Raw genomic sequence first — 16,335 nt, forward strand, 5'->3', positions numbered from 1 at the left:
GACGGCGGCGTCACCGCACCCGCCGTTCGACGACGCAGGGGGCGGGCCGGGTGATCCGGCCCGCCCCCTGCCGTACGCTCAGCTCGCGGTGCAGGCCACCCCGTTGAGCTTCACGTTCGTCGGGGCCGTGGACGGGCCGGAGCCGGTGAAGCTGACCGTCCAGCTCTGCGCGGGCGCCAGGTTCGGGGCCCAGCCCGGCGCGGTGACCGTCACCGTGCCGCCGCTGCTGGTGAACGTGCCGTTCCAGCCGTTGACGATCACCTGGCCGCTGCCGAGCGTGAAGGTCAGCACCCAGTTCGTGAACGTGGTGCTGCCGGTGTTGGTGATCACCAGCGAGGCGTTGTAGCCGTTGGGCCACGAGTTGTCGATCCGGTACACCGCCCGGCAGCTCGTCCCGGTGTTCGGGCTGGCGCTGGGGCTGGGCGAGGCGCTCGGGGACGGGCTCGTGCTGCGGCTCGGACTGGGACTCGCGCTGGGGCTCGGGCTGGCCGACGGCGACGGGCTCGCCGAGCGGGACGGGCTGACGCTCGGCGACGGGTCGACGACCCCGCTCTTGGCCTTCATGTTCAGCGAGTGCTGCCGGAACACGGCGTGCTCGGGGCAGCCCTGGCCGGAGTCGAAGCCGCCGCAGTTGCTGTTGGCGGGGAACCACCAGAACGCGTCGCCGTCGCCGCCGGAGGCCTCCATCTCGGCGTACATCTCCGACCACCAGGTGGTCTTGTCGTCGTGCACGTTCCACTCGCCGAGGAAGAACGGCTTGCCGACCACGGTGTGCGCGTCGCTGATCCAGCGGCGCAGCAGCGCGCGGGCCGAGGCGAAGTTCAGGCCGGCCCAGCCCTCGGTCGGGTACATGTGCCCCGAGGTGAAGTCGATGTACGGCGAGGACTGGATGTAGGTCCACGGGCCGCCGGAGTCGCCGCCGTAGCCGTACTTCGTCTCCTGGCCCTCCTGGCCGGTGCCCAGCAGGTGGTTCGGGTCCAGGCTCTTGACCAGCGCGCCCATCTCGTCGACCCAGGCCCGCAGGGTGGTGCCGGTGGTGTTCTCGTTGGGCGTGGCGTCGGGGTAGCGGGGCTCGTTCATGAGCTCCCAGGCCAGGATCGTCGGGTCGTTCTTCCAGGCCACGCCGGTGAACGAGTTCGTCCTGGTCAGGGCCTTGGTGACGTAGTCGCGGTACTGCGTGAAGCAGCCCGGGCAGGCGGTCTTGTTGAAGAAGCGCCAGCGGTTGGCGTATCCGGTGGGCAGTCCCTCCCAGGCCAGGCGCTTGTCGATGCCGCCGTACGCCTCCCAGAAGTTCTCGAACACCGGGATGAGCCGGATGTTGTGGTCCCGGGCGGACTTCATGACGTAGTCGAAGAGGATGAACGCCTCCTCGGTGTACACGCCCTCGGCCGCCTCGAAGCCCATCCAGTCCTCGTGGCTGAACATCCACAGCCGCAGCACCGACACGTTGTCGTTCTGCAGCCGGGTCATGTGCGCGTCGATCTTGACCTTGTCGACGTACTGCTCGCCGGGCAGCCAGTCGTAGCCGAAGGTGAACACGTCGTAGGTGTTGGTGCCGGCGAAGTAGTACGGCTTGCCGTCCAGGCAGAAGCGGATGCCGCAGCGCGTGACGAAGCTGTCGCGCGGGTCGGCCGCCTGGGCCGCGGGGGAGCCGACGAACGGCACGGCCAGGGCCAGCGCGGCCGTGACCGCCGCGAGCGCGGCCAGCAGGGCACGCCGTGGAGAACGGGACATGGGGTCTCCTTGGGAACGCGGCCGCCCTCAGCGATGCGGGCACATCGCGGGCGATGAGAACAGCCGTCAATGGAAGCGCTCCCATACTAGGGCTCGGCCCACCTCAGGTAAAGCGGTTCAGTAGAGGCGAAAAGCCCTGCGTCACAACAGATCAAGGCTCCGGCCCGGTGCGGGCGGAGCCTTGATCTGTGTAGCCGTTGGGCGTCAGCGGTCCTGCATGCCCGCGCGGCGGCGCAGGGCGGGGACGTCCATCACCACGATGCGGCGGCCCTCGGTGCGCAGCCATCCCCGGCTGGCGAAGGAGCCGATCGCCTGGTTCACGCTCTGCCGCGAGCCGCCCGCCATCTCGGCCAGCTGGCTCTGGTTGAGCTCGATGGTGATCATCGGGGCCTGGCTCTCGCCGGCCAGCCGAACCAGCGTCTTGGCGACGCGGCCGGGCAGGTCGAGGAAGACGTGGTCGGCGTTCTGCTCGGTCAGCCGGCGGATCAGCCCACCCAGCGAGCGCATGACCGCGTCGAGGATGCGCGGGTTCGAGTGCACCAGCTCCATGAACGCGCCGCGCGACAGCGCCAGCGCGGTGCAGTCCTCCAGCGCCTCGGCCGAGAGCGAGCGGGCCGCACCGTCCAGAAGGGACACCTCGCCGAGCACGTCCGGCGGGCGCATCACGGACAGCACCGCGCGCTCGCCGGTCGGGGAGGTGCGGAAGACCGCCACGGAACCCCGCTTGAGCACGATGAGGGACTCGCCGGGGTCGTTCTCGACGAACAGCAGCTGCCCCTTGCGGAAGGTGCGGGGCACTGCCGCAGCGATCACCCGCTGCCGTACCTCAGGCTCCAGACCAGCGAACATGTCGACCCCGGTGAGCGCGTCCGCAGCTTCCGGAATGCGAATCTCCACCGCCTACCCCTTCCGTGTTCCCACCCCCACCGGCATCCACGGTCGTGGCGGCCGGTGCAACCCTGGACAGATCATCGCGTGCGTGAGCCGTCACGTCCACTCCGTGCGTCGCCATCGGAGGCGGTCCATCAAACAGATCTGCCGTAACGCAGACACCTCCGACGGATACGACACCGTGTCGCCACATGTGATAATCCGCCCGTGCTGGCTGACGATACGATCCGCACGACACTTCGTACGGCATGGCACCTTCAGCCGGACGGCTGCACTCCGCTGGACGGTGAGCCGACGACATCGACCAGGACGGTTGCCGTTGGTGACCGGCGGTACCTGGCGGTCCTGGTAGCGGCCCCGGATCGACCTCGTTTCGAGGCGGGTCTGGCCGCGGCCGAACATCTCGCCCGGCGGGGGTTCGACACCGGCGCACCGGTGCGGGCCGCCGACGGCGCGCTGTCGGCGCCCGTCGGCGAGCACGTGCTCGCCCTCGTCGAGTTCGTGCCGGGCCGCCCGCTCGACGGGGCCGACCCGGTGGACCAGCAGTGGTGGGGCGACCGGCTCGGCGCGGCGCACCGCGGGCTGGCCGGGTTCCGGCATGCCGGGCTGGCCGAGTGGCACCCGCTGCGTCCGGACGCTCCCTATCTGTCCGTCGCGGGCTGGCTGCGCCCGGCGCTCACCGGTGCGGTCACCGCGCTGACGAAGCTCCAGATCACCGACCGGCTCACGGTCGGCCCGCTGCACGGCGACCCGCGCCCGGCGGCGTTCCGGCTCGACCACGGCACCGGCCGCATCGGGCTGGTCAGCTGGGGACGCGCGGGGTTCGGCCCGCTGATGTACGACGTGGCCTCGGCCGTCCGGCACGCGGGCGGGCCGGAGCGGGCGCGGGAGCTGCTGGCGGCGTACGAGGCCGCGGGCCCGGTGCCGGTCGCCGAGATCGAGGGCAGCCTGGACACCCTGCTGCGCTTCCGCTGGGCACTGGAGGCCGACGCGTACGCCCGTGCGCTGGTCACCGGTGACCCCGCCGCCGCCGACCGTTGCCGGGCCGGCCTCGACGAGGCCCGCGCCGCACTGCTGGACTGACCCCTCGCCGCCGCGGCGACCCGGCCTTGATCGTCCGACTTGCCTGGCACCTGTGCGTATCTTGACCCCGCATTCGCCCATGTGCCTGGCAAGTCGAACGGACTCAGCGCCGACGACCGCCCGCCGCGGGCCGCAGACCGCGCGCCGGTGCGTCGCGGGCGGACGCCGAGCCGGTGCCGGCTCGGCGCCACGCCGCAGTGGACCGGGCGGTCAGGAGGCGCGCAGGTGGGTGAGGACCAGGGGGTCGATGCTGCCGGGGACCAGGCGCTCTTCGAGGTTCTCGATGCCGGCCCAGTCGGACAGGGCGGCGTCGAGATCGGACGCGGTGTGCCCGCGGGCGGTCAGCAGGGCGCGGACCTCGTCGGCGACGGCGTCGCGCAGGGGCAGCAGCGTCGCCGGGTCCGGCTTGCCGAACAGCAGCGTGTGGATGTCGAGCAGGCGGGACAGTTCGGCGCACGGGTCGGGGTGGTCGTCGACGCGCAGGTCGAAGACCACGTCACCGGTGCCGCCGTAACCCTCGCCGGGGGCGACCACGTACAGCGCCGCGCTCTGCCGGCCGCGTCTGTCCCCGCCCGCCCCGTCGCCCGCGCGCAGCGCCGCGAGCAGCCGCCGCGCCAGCCCCGCCGCGCCGTCGGCCGGATCGGACGCGAGCCAGGCGGTCTCCATGGCCGCGGCCACCTCGGGTCCGGTGAGGATGTTGCCCTGGATCGCATACCCGTCGCCGGTGCGCCCGCCGGCCCAGCCGTGGCACCCCGTTCCGGTGTACGTCGCGCCGTCGCCGGTGCGGCCGACCACACCGAGCTGGCGCGACTCGCGTTCCGGATCGGCGGCGGTCAGCCCGGCCACCACGTCGGCCGCCGCGGTGCCGGTACGCAGCAGGGCCAGCCCCTGCGGCCGGTAGGCCAGGTTGGCGTAGGACTGGGTGGCCAGCGCGCCCACGGCGGCCTCCGCGGCGGGCACGGCAGCCCCGACGGCCAGGAACTTGCTGGCTACGGCGACCCCGTGTGCGACCCCGTCGGCCGAACGCGCGACGATCGAGAACGTCATGGCGCCCAGGGTAGAGCCCGCCGCGCCGGGCGCACAGCAGAGACGACAGGGGAAGACGTGGCCTACCGCTATTTCTACGACTGCGAGTTCATCGAGGACGGAGTCACCATCGACCTGGTCTCGATCGGCGTGGTCGACGAGTTCGGCCGGGAGTTCTACGCCGTCTCCACCGAGTTCGACCCGAAGCGGGCCATCCCGTGGGTGCGCGACAACGTGCTGAACCTGCTCCCGTCCCCGGCGGACAAGGCGTGGCGCTCGCGCGAGCGCATCCGCACCGAACTGCTGGAGTTCCTCACCGAGCCGCTGGCCGGCCGGCCACAGGAGACCATCGAGCTGTGGGCCTGGTACGGCGCGTACGACCACGTGTGCCTGGCGCAGCTGTGGGGGCCGATGGTGGCGCTGCCGCGGGCCGTCCCGCGCTTCACCAAGGAGCTGCGGCAGCTGTGGGACGACAAGGGCCGCCCGACGCTGCCCGAGGCGGCCACGGCCCGGCACGACGCGCTCGTGGACGCCCGGCACAACCTGGCCCGCTGGAAGGCGATGACGGGGCGTAAGCGCAAGGACGCCAAGCCGCCCGCGGTGGACGCCGGGTGAAGGGCCGATGACAGGCCGGTAGGGCGCGCCCCGGCGTGCCGCGCGCCTGTCACGCACGGGTAACCTTGCCATGACGACACTGTTGCGCTGGCCTGGTTACCGGCTCGCGGCCCCGACACGTGGACAGCGGCGGGGCGTGCTGGCCTTACCCGGGCAAGCCCAGTACAGTGCGCATTTGCGGCCCGCCCCGGCCGGCAGCGTAGCCGTGATCACTCGTCTCCCGGGGCCCGGCAACTGACTACCCGTAATCGGGAGGACGAGAAAATGCGTATCGGCGTACTCACCGGCGGCGGCGACTGCCCCGGTCTCAACGCGGTCATCCGCGCCGTGGTCCGCAAGGGCGTGGGCACCTACGGGCACGAGTTCGTCGGGTTCCGCGACGGCTGGAAGGGCCCGCTGGAGGGCATCACCCGCCCGCTGGGCATCCCGGAGGTCCGGGGCATCCTGCCGCGCGGCGGCACGATCCTGGGCTCGTCCCGCACCAACCCGTTCAAGATCGAGAACGGCGTGGAGCGGATCAAGCAGAACCTGGCCGACATGGGCGTGGACGCGCTCGTGGCGATCGGCGGCGAGGACACCCTCGGGGTGGCCACCAAGCTGACCGAGCTGGGCGTGAACGTCGTCGGCGTGCCGAAGACGATCGACAACGACCTGGGCGCGACCGACTTCACGTTCGGCTTCGACACCGCGGTCAACATCGCCATGGAGGCGATCGACCGGCTGCACACCACGGCCGAGTCGCACCACCGCACCGTGGTCGTCGAGGTCATGGGCCGCCACGCGGGCTGGATCGCGCTGCACGCGGGCCTGGCCGGCGGCGCGAACGTGATCCTGCTCCCCGAGCAGAAGTTCGACCTGGACAAGGTCGTCGAGCACGTGGAGACCCGGTTCAAGACCAACTACTCGCCGATCATCGTGATCTCCGAGGGCGCCATGCCGACCGACGGTGACATGGTCACCCTCAACGGCGAGCTGGACGCGTTCGGCCACGTGCGCCTCGGCGGCATCGGCAACTGGCTGGCCGACCAGCTGGAGAAGCGCACCGGCAAGGAGGCCCGCGCGGTCGTGCTGGGTCACACCCAGCGCGGCGGCACGCCGACCGCCTTCGACCGGGTGCTCGCGACCCGCTTCGGCCTGCACGCCATCGACGCCGTCCACGAGGGCGACTTCGGCAAGATGGTCGCCCTGCGCAGCACCGACATCGTCCGAGTCCCGCTGGCCGAAGCGACCCGCGAACTCAAGACCGTCCCCCTCCACCGCTACACCGAGGCCGAAGCCTTCTTCGGCTGAGCCTGCGGTCAACCCGACAAGCGGGTTGATCATGAACTTATGGCACGGTTCGACGGAGTGTCGCGTGCATAACTTCATGATCAGCCCGCTTTCGCTTTCATGGAGGGAGCGCGGATGTACACCGTTGCCGTGATCGGGGCGGGGAAGATCGGAGAGGTGCTGCTCTCGGGGCTGGTGAAGGCCGGGTGGCCGGTGGACCAGATCGTCGCGACGGCGCGGCGGGAGGAGCGGGCCGAGCAGCTGCGCAACCGGTACGGCATCAGGGTGCTGGACAACGCGGAGGCGGTGGCCGCCGCCGACGTGGTGGCGATCGCGGTCAAGCCGCAGGACGCCGGGGCGCTGATGGCCGAGCTGGGGCCGCAGATCCCGGCCGGCAAGCTGGTGATCTCGCTGTGCGCGGGCCTGCCGACGGGCTTCTTCACCAAGTGGCTGGCCGAGGGCACACCCGTGGTGCGGGTCATGACCAACACGCCCGCTCTGGTGGACGAGGCGATGACGGCGATCTCGGCCGGGCCGCACGCCACCGCGCACCACCTCGGGATCGCCGAAGAGCTGTTCTCGCCGCTGGGCCGCACCATCCGGGTGCCGGAGAGCCAGCAGGACGCGGTCACCGCGCTGTCCGGCTCCGGCCCGGCGTACTTCTACTTCCTGGTCGAGGCGATGACCGACGCGGGCATCCTGCTCGGGCTGCCGCGCCAGGTCGCGCACGACCTCATCGTGCAGACCGCGATCGGCTCGGCCATCATGCTGCGCGACTCGGGGGAGCACCCGGTGAAGCTGCGCGAGGCGGTCACCTCGCCCGCGGGCACCACCATCTCCGCCATCCGCGAGCTGGAGAACCACGGCGTACGGGCAGCGTTCCTCGCCGCCCTGGAGGCCGCCCGCGACCGGGCGAAGGAGATCGCCGACCAGGCGTCCTGACCGCGTTCACGTGATCGGAGGACCCCCGCAGGATCATTCACGCCTGCGGGGGTTCCTGCTGTTCGGACCGTCGACTTAGGCTCGGACCAGGGAGTTCGGCCGAACCGCCGGCCCGCTCCGCCCCCGGAGTCACACGCAAGGAGACGGCCATGCGACGTGCCGCAACGATCCTCGGGACCACCCTCGCCGCCCTCATGATCTCCGCCCCGGCCTACGCGTACGCGCACGACCGGGTCGCCAACCCCGTGCTGCACGCGATCCTCGACGTGCTCACCCTCGCGGTCGTCACCGCTCCGGTGTGGACCGCCTTCGCCTGGTCCCGCGGCCGCCGCTCGGCCGGGCTGATGCTGCTGATCGGGCTCGTGCAGATCCCGGCGGGCGTGCTGGCGTTCGTGCCCATCCCCGACCCCGTGCTGCACGCGACGGCCCTGGTGACCAGCCTCGCGATCACCGTCACCTCGATCGTCTACGTACGCCGCGAGGCCGAGGTCGCCGCGGCGGCGGCCGAGTCGGCCGGCTGACCGGCCCGCTGCCGGGGCGACCCGGCGGACGGTGCGAACCCGCTGTCGGCCGTGTGCGACGAGTCGCGGACGGCCGGCGGCGGTACCGCGCAACCGCCCGATCCGGCGCCACTGCCGGGTCGGGCGGTGGCGCGCAGGGCCACCCGCTCGCCGTCGAGGTCCAGTTCCAGCTGCTCACCGCTGCGCCGCACGCGCGGGCAGCCCGCGTGCGGCACGCTCCAGGCCCCGTCGGCACGCCGGTAGGCCGTCCACCGGCAGTGCTCCTCCCCGACGTACCCCCAGGCCATGAAGAGCTCGGCGCCCAGGTAGCGGTAGAGCCCCACGGTGGCGGTTCGCCCGTCCTCGGGCCGCCGGAAGAACTCGCCGGTCAGCCCCGGTACGACGTGCCCTTCCAGATCGATGTCGGACACGATTCGATGCGGCACGTACTCGGCCAGCCGCGGCAGCGTGCCCGCTTCCTCTCGCACGCCGTCGACCTGCGGCGCCCGGGTGCTCAGCTCGTTCATGTCTTCTCAACGAGGCCGCGCCCTGGTGGCGACACGTTCGCGCAGCGTGATCTCAGGGTGCGGAATGCGCCACGTCCGCTGCGGGCGGCGGTGGCGGCGGCCTTACCCTTGAGGCCATGCGCCACGAATGGCATGAGCTCAGGCACCCCGGTCTCGAACTGGGCGACAACCGGCAGCCCGGCGAGTCCGGCGTCACCATCGGCCGGCCCACCACGCTCGCCTCGGCGGAGGACCTGGGCCTGGACCACTGGCGCACCCTGCCGCGGGCGCAGATGCCGCCGTGGGAGGACTACAGCGAGGTCGAGCAGGTGTGCCGGGTGCTGGACTCGGTGCCCTCGGTCGTCGCGCCCTACGAGGTCGACCAGCTGCGCCAGCGGCTGGCCCAGGTGTGCGAGGGCAAGGCGTTCCTGCTGCAGGGCGGCGACTGCGCCGAGACGTTCGCCGACAACACCGAGAGCCACCTGCTGGCCAACGCGCGCACGCTGCTGCAGATGGCGGTGGTGCTGACGTACGGCGCGAGCATGCCGGTGGTCAAGGTCGCCCGGGTCGCCGGGCAGTACACCAAGCCGCGCTCGCAGCCGCTGGACTCCCTCGGCCTGCCCGCGTACCGCGGTGACATGATCAACTCGCTGGAGCCGACGCCCGAGGCCCGCGTCGCCGACCCGCAGCGCATGATCCGGGCGTACGCCAACGCCGCCGCCGCGATGAACATGCTGCGCGCGTACCTCGGCGGCGGCCTGGGCGACCTGCACGCGGTGCACGACTGGAACCGCGACTTCGTGCGCACCTCCGCCTTCGGCGAGCGTTACGAGGCCATCGCCCGCGAGATCGACCGGGCGCTCGCGTTCATCCGCGCCTGCGGCATGACCGACGAGGAGGCGCTGCGCACGGTCACCCTCTACGCCTCCCACGAGGCGCTGGCGCTGGAGTACGACCGGGCGCTGACCCGCATCGCCGACGGCCGGGCGTACGGCCTGTCCGGCCACTTCCTGTGGGTCGGCGAGCGCACCCGCGACCTCGACGGCGCGCACCTGGACTTCATCTCCCGCATCGCCAACCCGATCGGCGTGAAGCTCGGCCCGACCACGACGCCCGACTACGCGCTGCGCCTGTGCGAGATGCTCAACCCGGACAACATCCCGGGCAAGCTCACGCTGATCAGCCGGATGGGCAACCACCAGGTCCGCGACGCGCTGCCGAAGCTGGTCGAGACGGTGCGCGACGCGGGGGCGAAGGTCGTCTGGCAGTGCGACCCGATGCACGGCAACACCCACGAGTCGTCCAACGGGTACAAGACCCGCCACTTCGACCGGATCGTCGACGAGGTGCTGGGCTACTTCGAGGTGCACAAGATGCTGGGCACCCACCCGGGCGGCATCCACATCGAGCTGACCGGCGAGGACGTCACCGAGTGCCTGGGCGGCGCGCAGGCCCTGGCCGACGCCGACCTGGAGCGCCGCTACGAGACCGCCTGCGACCCGCGCCTGAACACCCAGCAGTCGCTGGAACTGGCCTTCCTGGTCGCGGAGATGCTGCGCGGCTGATCCGCCCCGCGGGCTGCCGTCAGCGGGCACAGCCCGGTGCTTGGAGAGGGCTGCCAGGCGGCTGCCCAACCCGATGCGGTAGGAACGAGGCGTGACATCTCCCCAGCTGAAGCAGGGGATTCAACCCTCGCGGGTTGAGCTTTCTGATTCATAGCCCGTTGCCGACCTGGGTTGCCAGCGAGGAGCGGTATACCGCCCATCGGGCTTACACAAGCTCCACAGACCTGACTTCCCACCAGCCCGGCGGTAGGCCCGACAGGCTTGGTTATCGTCGGCCGGGCTGCGATGGATTAGCACACCTGTTCGCCCGTGCGCAGCGGTGAACGCCGAATCGCCCCGGTGGCATACCGGCTATTCCTACCCTGCTCCGCAGGGATTCCATTTCCTCTCCGGCCTGCAGGCCGGGTTAATCACGGAGGCACCCGATGACGCAACTGGTTGATCTTCGCAGCGACACCGTGACCAAGCCGACCACGCCGATGCGGGCCGCGATGGCCGCCGCCGAGGTCGGTGACGACGTGTACGCCGAGGACCCGACCGTCAACGAGCTGGAGCGCAAGGTCGCCGCGATGTTCGGGCACGAGGCGGCGCTGTTCGCCCCGACCGGCTCGATGGCCAACCAGATCGCGCTGCAGCTGATCGTGCCGCCCGCGCAGGAGCTGCTCTGCGACGCGAACGCGCACGTGGTGACGTACGAGATCGGCGCGGCCGCGGCCATCGGCGGCATCTCCAGCCGCACCTGGCCCTTCGCGGGCGGGGCCATCGACGTGGAGCAGGTCGCCTCGATGATCCGCCCGGACGGCTACCACGCCGTGCCGACGCGGGCGATCGCGGTCGAGCAGACCCACAACATGGCCGGTGGTGTCGTCATCGGGCTGGAGACGCTGCGCGCCCTGCGTGAGGCGGCCGACACCGCCGGGATCGCGATGCACTGCGACGGGGCCCGGATCTGGCACGCGCACATCGCCGACGGTGTGCCGCTGGCCGAGTACGGCGCGCTGTTCGACACGCTGTCGGTGTGCCTGTCCAAGGGCCTGGGCGCGCCGGTCGGCTCGCTGGTCGTGGGCAGCGCGGAGAAGATCGCCAAGGCGCGCTGGATCCGCAAGCGCATGGGCGGCGGGATGCGGCAGGCGGGCATCCTCGCCGCGGCGGGCGTCCACGCGCTCGACAACCACGTGGAGCGGCTGGCGGAGGACCACGTGCGGGCGCGGCGGCTCGCCGAGGCGCTGGCCCCCTTCGGCGTGGTGGACCTGGACCGGGTGCGTACCAACCTGGTCATCCTCGACCTGGCCAAGACCGCGCTGGACGCGCCCACCCTGGCCGCCCGAGCCCGTGAGCAGGGTGTGCTGGTCAGCGCGCTCGGACCGCGCACCGGCCGCCTCATCACCCACCTGGACATCGACGACGCCGGCCTCGACCGCGCGATCGACGTGCTGGCGGCCCTCTTCCGTGGTTGATGTCTACCCGAGGGGATTTGATATCAGAACTGGATGGTGGCCCATGCGTATGGTGATCGACACCGACGACGAGGCGCTGGCCGGGGCGTCTGCTGAGCTGGGCACGACGACGAAAGTGGCCACGGTGAACCAAGCACTGCGGCTTGCCGCGGCTCGCCGTCGTACCGAGGAGTATCTGCAGCTGCTGCGTGATCTAGACCTGACCGAGGAGGTCGGCGCGCAGGCGTGGCGGAGCTGATGCTCTTCCTGGCAGACAAGTCAGTCCACGAGCTGGCGCGGGTGTGATGAGAAGGCGGGTCGCGCCTTCGAGGCGCTGGCCGTGACTGCTGGGTCCGGCTCAGGCAGCCCTCGAAGAGACGGAACGGGCCGGTGCGTGCGCACCGGCCCGGCTGGGTACGCGGAACTCAGGGCTCCGGGTGCTCCGTGACGTTCTGGAGGTAGAGGCCCTCGCCGAGGCTGGCGATGAGGCCGAGCTGGGTCTCCAGGTAGTCGATGTGGTGCTCCTCGTCCTGGAGGATGTCCTCGAAGATGTTGGCCGAGGTCACGTCACCGACCGAGCGCATGTACTCGATGCCGAGGCGCAGCCGCTCGACGGCCTCGACCTCGACCTTCATGTCGCACTCGAACTGCTCCTTGACGGTCTCGCCGATGCGCAGCGCGAAGAGCTTCTGAAAGTTCGGCAGCCCGTCGAGGAACAGGATCCGCTCGGCGAGCCGGTCGGCGTGCTTCATCTCGTCGATCGACTCGTGCCGGGTGTACTTCGCGAGCTTCGTGTATCCCCAGTTCTCCTGCATGCGGTAGTGCAGCCAGTACTGGTTGATCGCGGTGAGCTCGGCGGTCAGCTGCTCGTTGAGGAACTCTATGACTCGGGCGTCGCCTTGCATGGTGAAGAAACCCCCCACGGGAACTCTCGTATGGGGGTAAATCTACGCGTGTTGTCCGGTTATACGGCGATTGCCACGAGCGTGTCGGCGTTCTCCTCGTCGATCAGGTCCACGATGCGGTCCAGGCAGGAACCGCATCCGGTCCCCGCGCCGCAGGCCTCGCCGACGGAGTCCTCGCAGCGCGCGCCTGCCCGGATCGCCGAGCGCACCTCGCACTCACGAACCCGTTCACAGATGCACACGAACACAGCAGGGACCCTTCGGCACTGGAGGAGTGAGGCTCGCGGTCAAGCAAGCCTTGCCTCAGTAAGGGTGCCCTAAAGGAAATGCCTAGCGCAAGCCCCTGAGCAGGGAAATGTCAGCGGCGTGCGTCTCACCGGGCGTCTCCACGATGATCGGAACACCGGTGACGGCGGGGTGGCGGAACATCTCGGCGAACGCCTCGGAGCCGATCAGTCCCTTGCCGATGGCCTCGTGCCGGTCGCGGGTGGACCCCATCGGGTCCTTGGAGTCGTTGGCGTGCACCAGGCCCAGCCGGTCCGGCCCGCAGACCTCGACCAGGGAGTCCAGGGTCAGCGTCATGCCACCGGGTTTGGCCAGGTCGTGCCCGGCCGCCCAGGCGTGGCAGGTGTCGAAGCACACGCCCAGGCGCGGGTGGCGGTCCACCGCGTCCAGGTACGGCCCCAGGTCCTCGACGCGGGCCGCCAGCGAGCGCCCGCCGCCCGCGCTGGGCTCGACGAGCAGCCGCGGGCCGTCGTCGGGCAGCGCGTCCAGCAGCGGCAGCAGCACCTCGCGCACCTGGCGCATCGCCGTCGGGGCGTGTTCGACGTCGACCGCGGAGCCGGCGTGGAAGACGACCCCGCGTGCGCCGATCGCCGCGGCCCGCAGCAGCGCGTGCGCCAGCACCTCGCGGGACTGCTCCACCGTCGCCGCGGTGGGGGAGCCGACGTTCACCAGCAGCGAGGCGTGCACGTACGCGGGGACGGAGCGGGTGTGGCAGCCCGCTGTGAAGGCCGCGTCCTGGCCGGGGTCGCCGGGCGGGCGGGCCCAGCCCCGCGGGTTGCCCACGTAGACCTGCACCGCCGCGGCCGAGACCTTGTCGATGTAGGGCAGGGCGGCCTTCGCGAGCCCTCCGGCGACCGGCGCGTGTGCCCCGACCTGGTTGGTCATCCCAGCTGACATTCGATCACCACATGCTGTCCCGCCTGCACCGCCGTGTTCGGGGCCGGCTCCTGGTTCACGACCTTGAACCAGTTCTTGTCCCCGAGCACGCCTCGGACCTCGACCTGTAGCCCCATCGAGGCGAGCAGGCCCTCGGCGTCGCCGCAGCGCGCGTTGCGCACCTCCGGCATCGCCCTGACGTTCTGATTGTTGCTGACCTGCAGTTTCACCTCATCGTTGGGCTCCGCGCCGGCACCGTTGGCTGGTGTCTGCTTCACCACGATGTCGTACGGCTTGTCGGATTCGACGCGTTCGACGGTCACCCGCAGTTGGAGCTTCTGGAGGATGTCGGTCGCCTCGGCCACCGTCTTGCCCTCGACGAACGGCACGGTGACCGGGGCCTTGCCCTTGCTGACGATGACCTTGACCTCGGCGCCGGGCCTGACCTCGGTGTCGGCCTTCGGATCGGTCGACAGCACGGTGCCCTTCGGGGCGAGGTCGTCGTACTTCTCCCCGGCCTTGACCGGCTTCAGCTTCAGCGGTGCGGCCTGCAGGTCGGCCACGGCCAGCTCCCACGACTTGCCGACCACGTCGGGCACCAGGTAGCGCTCGGGCCCGTTGGACAGCGTCAGGACGACCGTGCCGCCGCGCACGACCCGCTCGCCGGGCGGCGGGTTCTGCACGAGCACGATGTCCTTGGGCACGTCCTCGCGGTACTGCGGGTCCAGGAACCGGTACTGCAGACCGGCCTCGGTCAGCGTGCTTATGGCCTGGTCCTTGGTCAGGTTCGTCAGCTGCGGCGTCACCTCGTACCGGCCGAAGCCCAGCCACCAGCCGCCGGTCAGCACCAGCAGGGCGAGCACGACCGCGCCCGCGGTCAGCGCCGTCCGGCCCCGCGGGTCGCCCATGAGCTTGCGGTACTGCGCCTTGATCCGGTCGATCGGGCTGCTCGGGGTCGGCGCCGGGGCGCGGCGGCGCGAGCGCGGCGCGGGCTGCGCGTCGGGCAGCCGGGCCCAGGACGGGCGCGCGGCGGGCGTCACGTGGCTGACGATCACGGTCTCCTGCTCGACCGGGCGCATCCGCTGCGTGGTGGTGCTCGCGGTGACGTTCTCCCGGGCCGCCTGCACGGCGGCCAGCAGCGCGCCCGCGTCGGTGGGGCGGCCGGCGGGGGAGCGGCGGGTCGCGGAGGCGACCAGCTCGTCCAGCACCGGGGGCAGGCCGGCGACGATGCGCGACGGCGGCGGCACGTCACGGTCCACGTGCTGCCAGGCCACCTCGACGGGGCGCTCGGCGTCGTAGGGCACCCGGCCGGTGAGGATCTCGAACAGCACGATGCCGGCGCTGTACACGTCGCTGCGCGGGTCGGCGTGGCCGTCGGTGACCAGTTCCGGGGCGACGTAGGCGACGGTGGCCATGAGCTGGCCGCCGTTCGGGTCGTCGGCGCTCGCCTCGACGGCGCGGGCCAGCCCGAAGTCGGCCACCTTCGCGACGGCGTCGACGAGGTTGTGGCTGCCGCCGGTGGGCGCCTCGGCGACCAGCACGTTCTCGGGTTTGACGTCGCGGTGCACCAGGCCGGCGCGGTGCGCCGCGGCCAGCGCCGCCAGCACCTGCTCCATCACCGCGAGCGCCTCGACCGGGGTGAGCCGGCGGCGCTCGGCGAGGATGTCGCGCAGCGTGCGGCCGCGGACGTACTCCATCACCAGGTAGGGCAGGCCGGCGTGGGTGCCCTGGTCGTAGACGGCGACGACGTTGGGGTGGGTCAGCCGGGCGATCGTCTTGGCCTCGTCGGTGAAGCGGTCGAGGCTGAACGCCTGGCCGGCGGCGTCGCGTACCTGCGCCGGGTGAATGATCTTCAGGGCGACGGTGCGCTCCAGGCGCTCGTCCACAGCGGTGTAGACGGTCGCCATGCCACCACGAGCCACGCGACCGCGTACGCGGTAGCGCCCGTCGACGAGTGTGCCGAGTAGTGGATCGGCGACCTGAGTGTCCATCGCAGCGCAGTCTAAGTCAGGTGGTGGCCCGCGTCGTACACCCGCGCGTGCGATCGCGTCGCGACCGGGCGTTTCTCCTGCATGTCAGGGTGTCTCCAGGTCCTCGCGGGCAGCCGGCGAACCCGGCTGCGAGGTGTCCGGGATCACGATCGCGGATGCCGACGCCAGCGCGGACGCCGACGCCGACGCCGAGGCGGACGGGCTGGGGCTGGGCGACGGGCTCGGCGAGGGAGACGGCGATGGCGTGGGCGACGGCGATGGCGTGGGCGACGACTCGCAGTCGCACGGGGTCGGCGTGGGCGAGGACGTGCGCCGCGGGCTGGGGCGGGGCGTGACCAGCCGGCCGGCCGGGACGTCCTTCACCCGGTCGGTGGGGCTCGGCGTCGCGCCGGCCTGCCGCCACGGCACGGGCTCCGCAGAACGCGCGGGTGCGGGAACCCGCGGCAGCGCCCCGGGCGTGCGCTCGTCGCCGAGCACGGCGTCCACCCCGGCCGCGACCGCGTAGTAGCCGCCGACCCCGACCGAGGCGAGGACCATCGCGCCGGCCGCCAGCACCACGCGGTGGCGGGTCCGGGGCGGCTGCGGCCCGTCGCCGACCGCGGGCATGTCGGTGGTGGTGTCGTTCGCCCGGCGCCGGGCGAGGTCGTAGCGCAGCGAGCGGCGCGCGCCGTCGATCTCCCGCTTGATCGTCTGCCAGGGATTCATCGGAGT

17 protein-coding genes are annotated in these 16,335 nt (G+C 71.6%); 8 read left to right on the plus strand and 9 right to left on the minus strand.

Translation table 11 applies throughout. The features are described 5' to 3' along the window. Positions 1 to 78: 78 nt before the first annotated feature. Together Cco03nite_RS00830 and Cco03nite_RS00835 are read right to left on the minus strand one after the other, a co-directional pair. Positions 79 to 1,734: a cellulose binding domain-containing protein gene (locus tag Cco03nite_RS00830; protein ID WP_203687928.1), complete on the minus strand. Its 1,656-nt coding sequence runs from the start codon at positions 1,732 to 1,734 to the stop codon at positions 79 to 81. Positions 1,735 to 1,938: 204 nt separating this feature from the next. Next, on the minus strand, positions 1,939 to 2,631 hold the full coding sequence (locus tag Cco03nite_RS00835; protein ID WP_203687929.1) for a Crp/Fnr family transcriptional regulator: 693 nt from the start codon (positions 2,629 to 2,631) through the stop codon (positions 1,939 to 1,941). Between the two features lie 201 nt (positions 2,632 to 2,832). Here Cco03nite_RS00835 and Cco03nite_RS00840 point away from each other — a divergent pair, with 201 nt between their 5' ends. After that, the gene (locus Cco03nite_RS00840; RefSeq protein ID WP_203687930.1) at positions 2,833 to 3,708 is read left to right on the plus strand and encodes a phosphotransferase enzyme family protein; all 876 of its coding nucleotides are present in this window, start codon (positions 2,833 to 2,835) and stop codon (positions 3,706 to 3,708) included. A gap of 210 nt (positions 3,709 to 3,918) precedes the next feature. On the opposite strand, the gene Cco03nite_RS00845 is transcribed toward Cco03nite_RS00840, so the two are convergent. Continuing rightward, positions 3,919 to 4,755, minus strand: a complete 837-nt coding sequence (locus tag Cco03nite_RS00845) for a DUF1028 domain-containing protein (protein ID WP_203687931.1) — start codon at positions 4,753 to 4,755, stop codon at positions 3,919 to 3,921. Between the two features lie 57 nt (positions 4,756 to 4,812). Between Cco03nite_RS00845 and Cco03nite_RS00850 the strand changes: the two genes are divergently transcribed. The 4 genes from Cco03nite_RS00850 to Cco03nite_RS00865 all read left to right on the plus strand — a co-directional run bounded on the left by Cco03nite_RS00850 (position 4,813) and on the right by Cco03nite_RS00865 (position 8,081). Further along, a complete protein-coding gene (locus tag Cco03nite_RS00850; RefSeq protein ID WP_203687932.1) occupies positions 4,813 to 5,349 on the plus strand; it encodes a polyadenylate-specific 3'-exoribonuclease AS in 537 nt (178 codons plus the stop codon). Between the two features lie 264 nt (positions 5,350 to 5,613). After that, complete coding sequence (locus Cco03nite_RS00855) at positions 5,614 to 6,639, plus strand: 6-phosphofructokinase (protein ID WP_203687933.1); 1,026 nt, start codon at positions 5,614 to 5,616, stop codon at positions 6,637 to 6,639. Between the two features lie 114 nt (positions 6,640 to 6,753). Next, positions 6,754 to 7,560 carry a pyrroline-5-carboxylate reductase gene (gene proC / locus Cco03nite_RS00860; RefSeq protein WP_203687934.1) on the plus strand — a complete coding sequence of 269 codons (807 nt, stop codon included), beginning with the start codon at positions 6,754 to 6,756 and terminating at the stop codon, positions 7,558 to 7,560. A 149-nt stretch (positions 7,561 to 7,709) separates the two neighbouring features. Next, positions 7,710 to 8,081: a hypothetical protein gene (locus Cco03nite_RS00865; protein ID WP_203687935.1), complete on the plus strand. Its 372-nt coding sequence runs from the start codon at positions 7,710 to 7,712 to the stop codon at positions 8,079 to 8,081. On the opposite strand, the gene Cco03nite_RS00870 is transcribed toward Cco03nite_RS00865, so the two are convergent. Next, complete coding sequence (locus tag Cco03nite_RS00870) at positions 8,027 to 8,587, minus strand: hypothetical protein (RefSeq protein ID WP_203687936.1); 561 nt, start codon at positions 8,585 to 8,587, stop codon at positions 8,027 to 8,029. The two genes, Cco03nite_RS00865 and Cco03nite_RS00870, sit on opposite strands and share 55 nt — an antisense overlap. A 116-nt stretch (positions 8,588 to 8,703) precedes the next feature. Here Cco03nite_RS00870 and Cco03nite_RS00875 point away from each other — a divergent pair, with 116 nt between their 5' ends. From Cco03nite_RS00875 to Cco03nite_RS00885, 3 genes are all read left to right on the plus strand, one after another. After that, a complete protein-coding gene (locus Cco03nite_RS00875) occupies positions 8,704 to 10,131 on the plus strand; it encodes a class II 3-deoxy-7-phosphoheptulonate synthase (protein WP_203687937.1) in 1,428 nt (475 codons plus the stop codon). Positions 10,132 to 10,556: 425 nt separating this feature from the next. After that, positions 10,557 to 11,588, plus strand: a complete 1,032-nt coding sequence (locus Cco03nite_RS00880) for a threonine aldolase family protein (protein ID WP_203687938.1) — start codon at positions 10,557 to 10,559, stop codon at positions 11,586 to 11,588. Between the two features lie 43 nt (positions 11,589 to 11,631). Continuing rightward, positions 11,632 to 11,826 (plus strand): type II toxin-antitoxin system VapB family antitoxin, encoded by a 195-nt coding sequence (locus Cco03nite_RS00885; RefSeq protein ID WP_203687939.1) that lies wholly within the window; start codon positions 11,632 to 11,634, stop codon positions 11,824 to 11,826. Positions 11,827 to 11,992: 166 nt separating this feature from the next. Here Cco03nite_RS00885 and bfr read toward each other — a convergent pair whose 3' ends face one another. The 5 genes from bfr to Cco03nite_RS00910 form a co-directional block, all read right to left on the minus strand. After that, positions 11,993 to 12,472: a bacterioferritin gene (gene bfr, locus Cco03nite_RS00890; RefSeq protein WP_203687940.1), complete on the minus strand. Its 480-nt coding sequence runs from the start codon at positions 12,470 to 12,472 to the stop codon at positions 11,993 to 11,995. A 59-nt stretch (positions 12,473 to 12,531) separates the two neighbouring features. Next, on the minus strand, positions 12,532 to 12,720 hold the full coding sequence (locus tag Cco03nite_RS00895) for a (2Fe-2S)-binding protein (protein WP_203687941.1): 189 nt from the start codon (positions 12,718 to 12,720) through the stop codon (positions 12,532 to 12,534). Positions 12,721 to 12,802: 82 nt separating this feature from the next. Beyond that, a complete protein-coding gene (locus Cco03nite_RS00900; protein WP_203687942.1) occupies positions 12,803 to 13,654 on the minus strand; it encodes a deoxyribonuclease IV in 852 nt (283 codons plus the stop codon). Further along, entirely contained in the window at positions 13,639 to 15,624 is a 1,986-nt protein-coding gene (pknB, locus tag Cco03nite_RS00905; protein WP_203687943.1) for a Stk1 family PASTA domain-containing Ser/Thr kinase, read from the minus strand. The genes Cco03nite_RS00900 and pknB overlap by 16 nt, the downstream gene beginning before the upstream one ends. Positions 15,625 to 15,708: 84 nt before the next feature. After that, a complete protein-coding gene (locus Cco03nite_RS00910; protein ID WP_203687944.1) occupies positions 15,709 to 16,329 on the minus strand; it encodes a hypothetical protein in 621 nt (206 codons plus the stop codon). Positions 16,330 to 16,335 lie beyond the last annotated feature (6 nt).

The organism is Catellatospora coxensis (assembly GCF_016862635.1).
In the GTDB taxonomy this organism is placed as follows: domain Bacteria; phylum Actinomycetota; class Actinomycetes; order Mycobacteriales; family Micromonosporaceae; genus Catellatospora; species Catellatospora coxensis.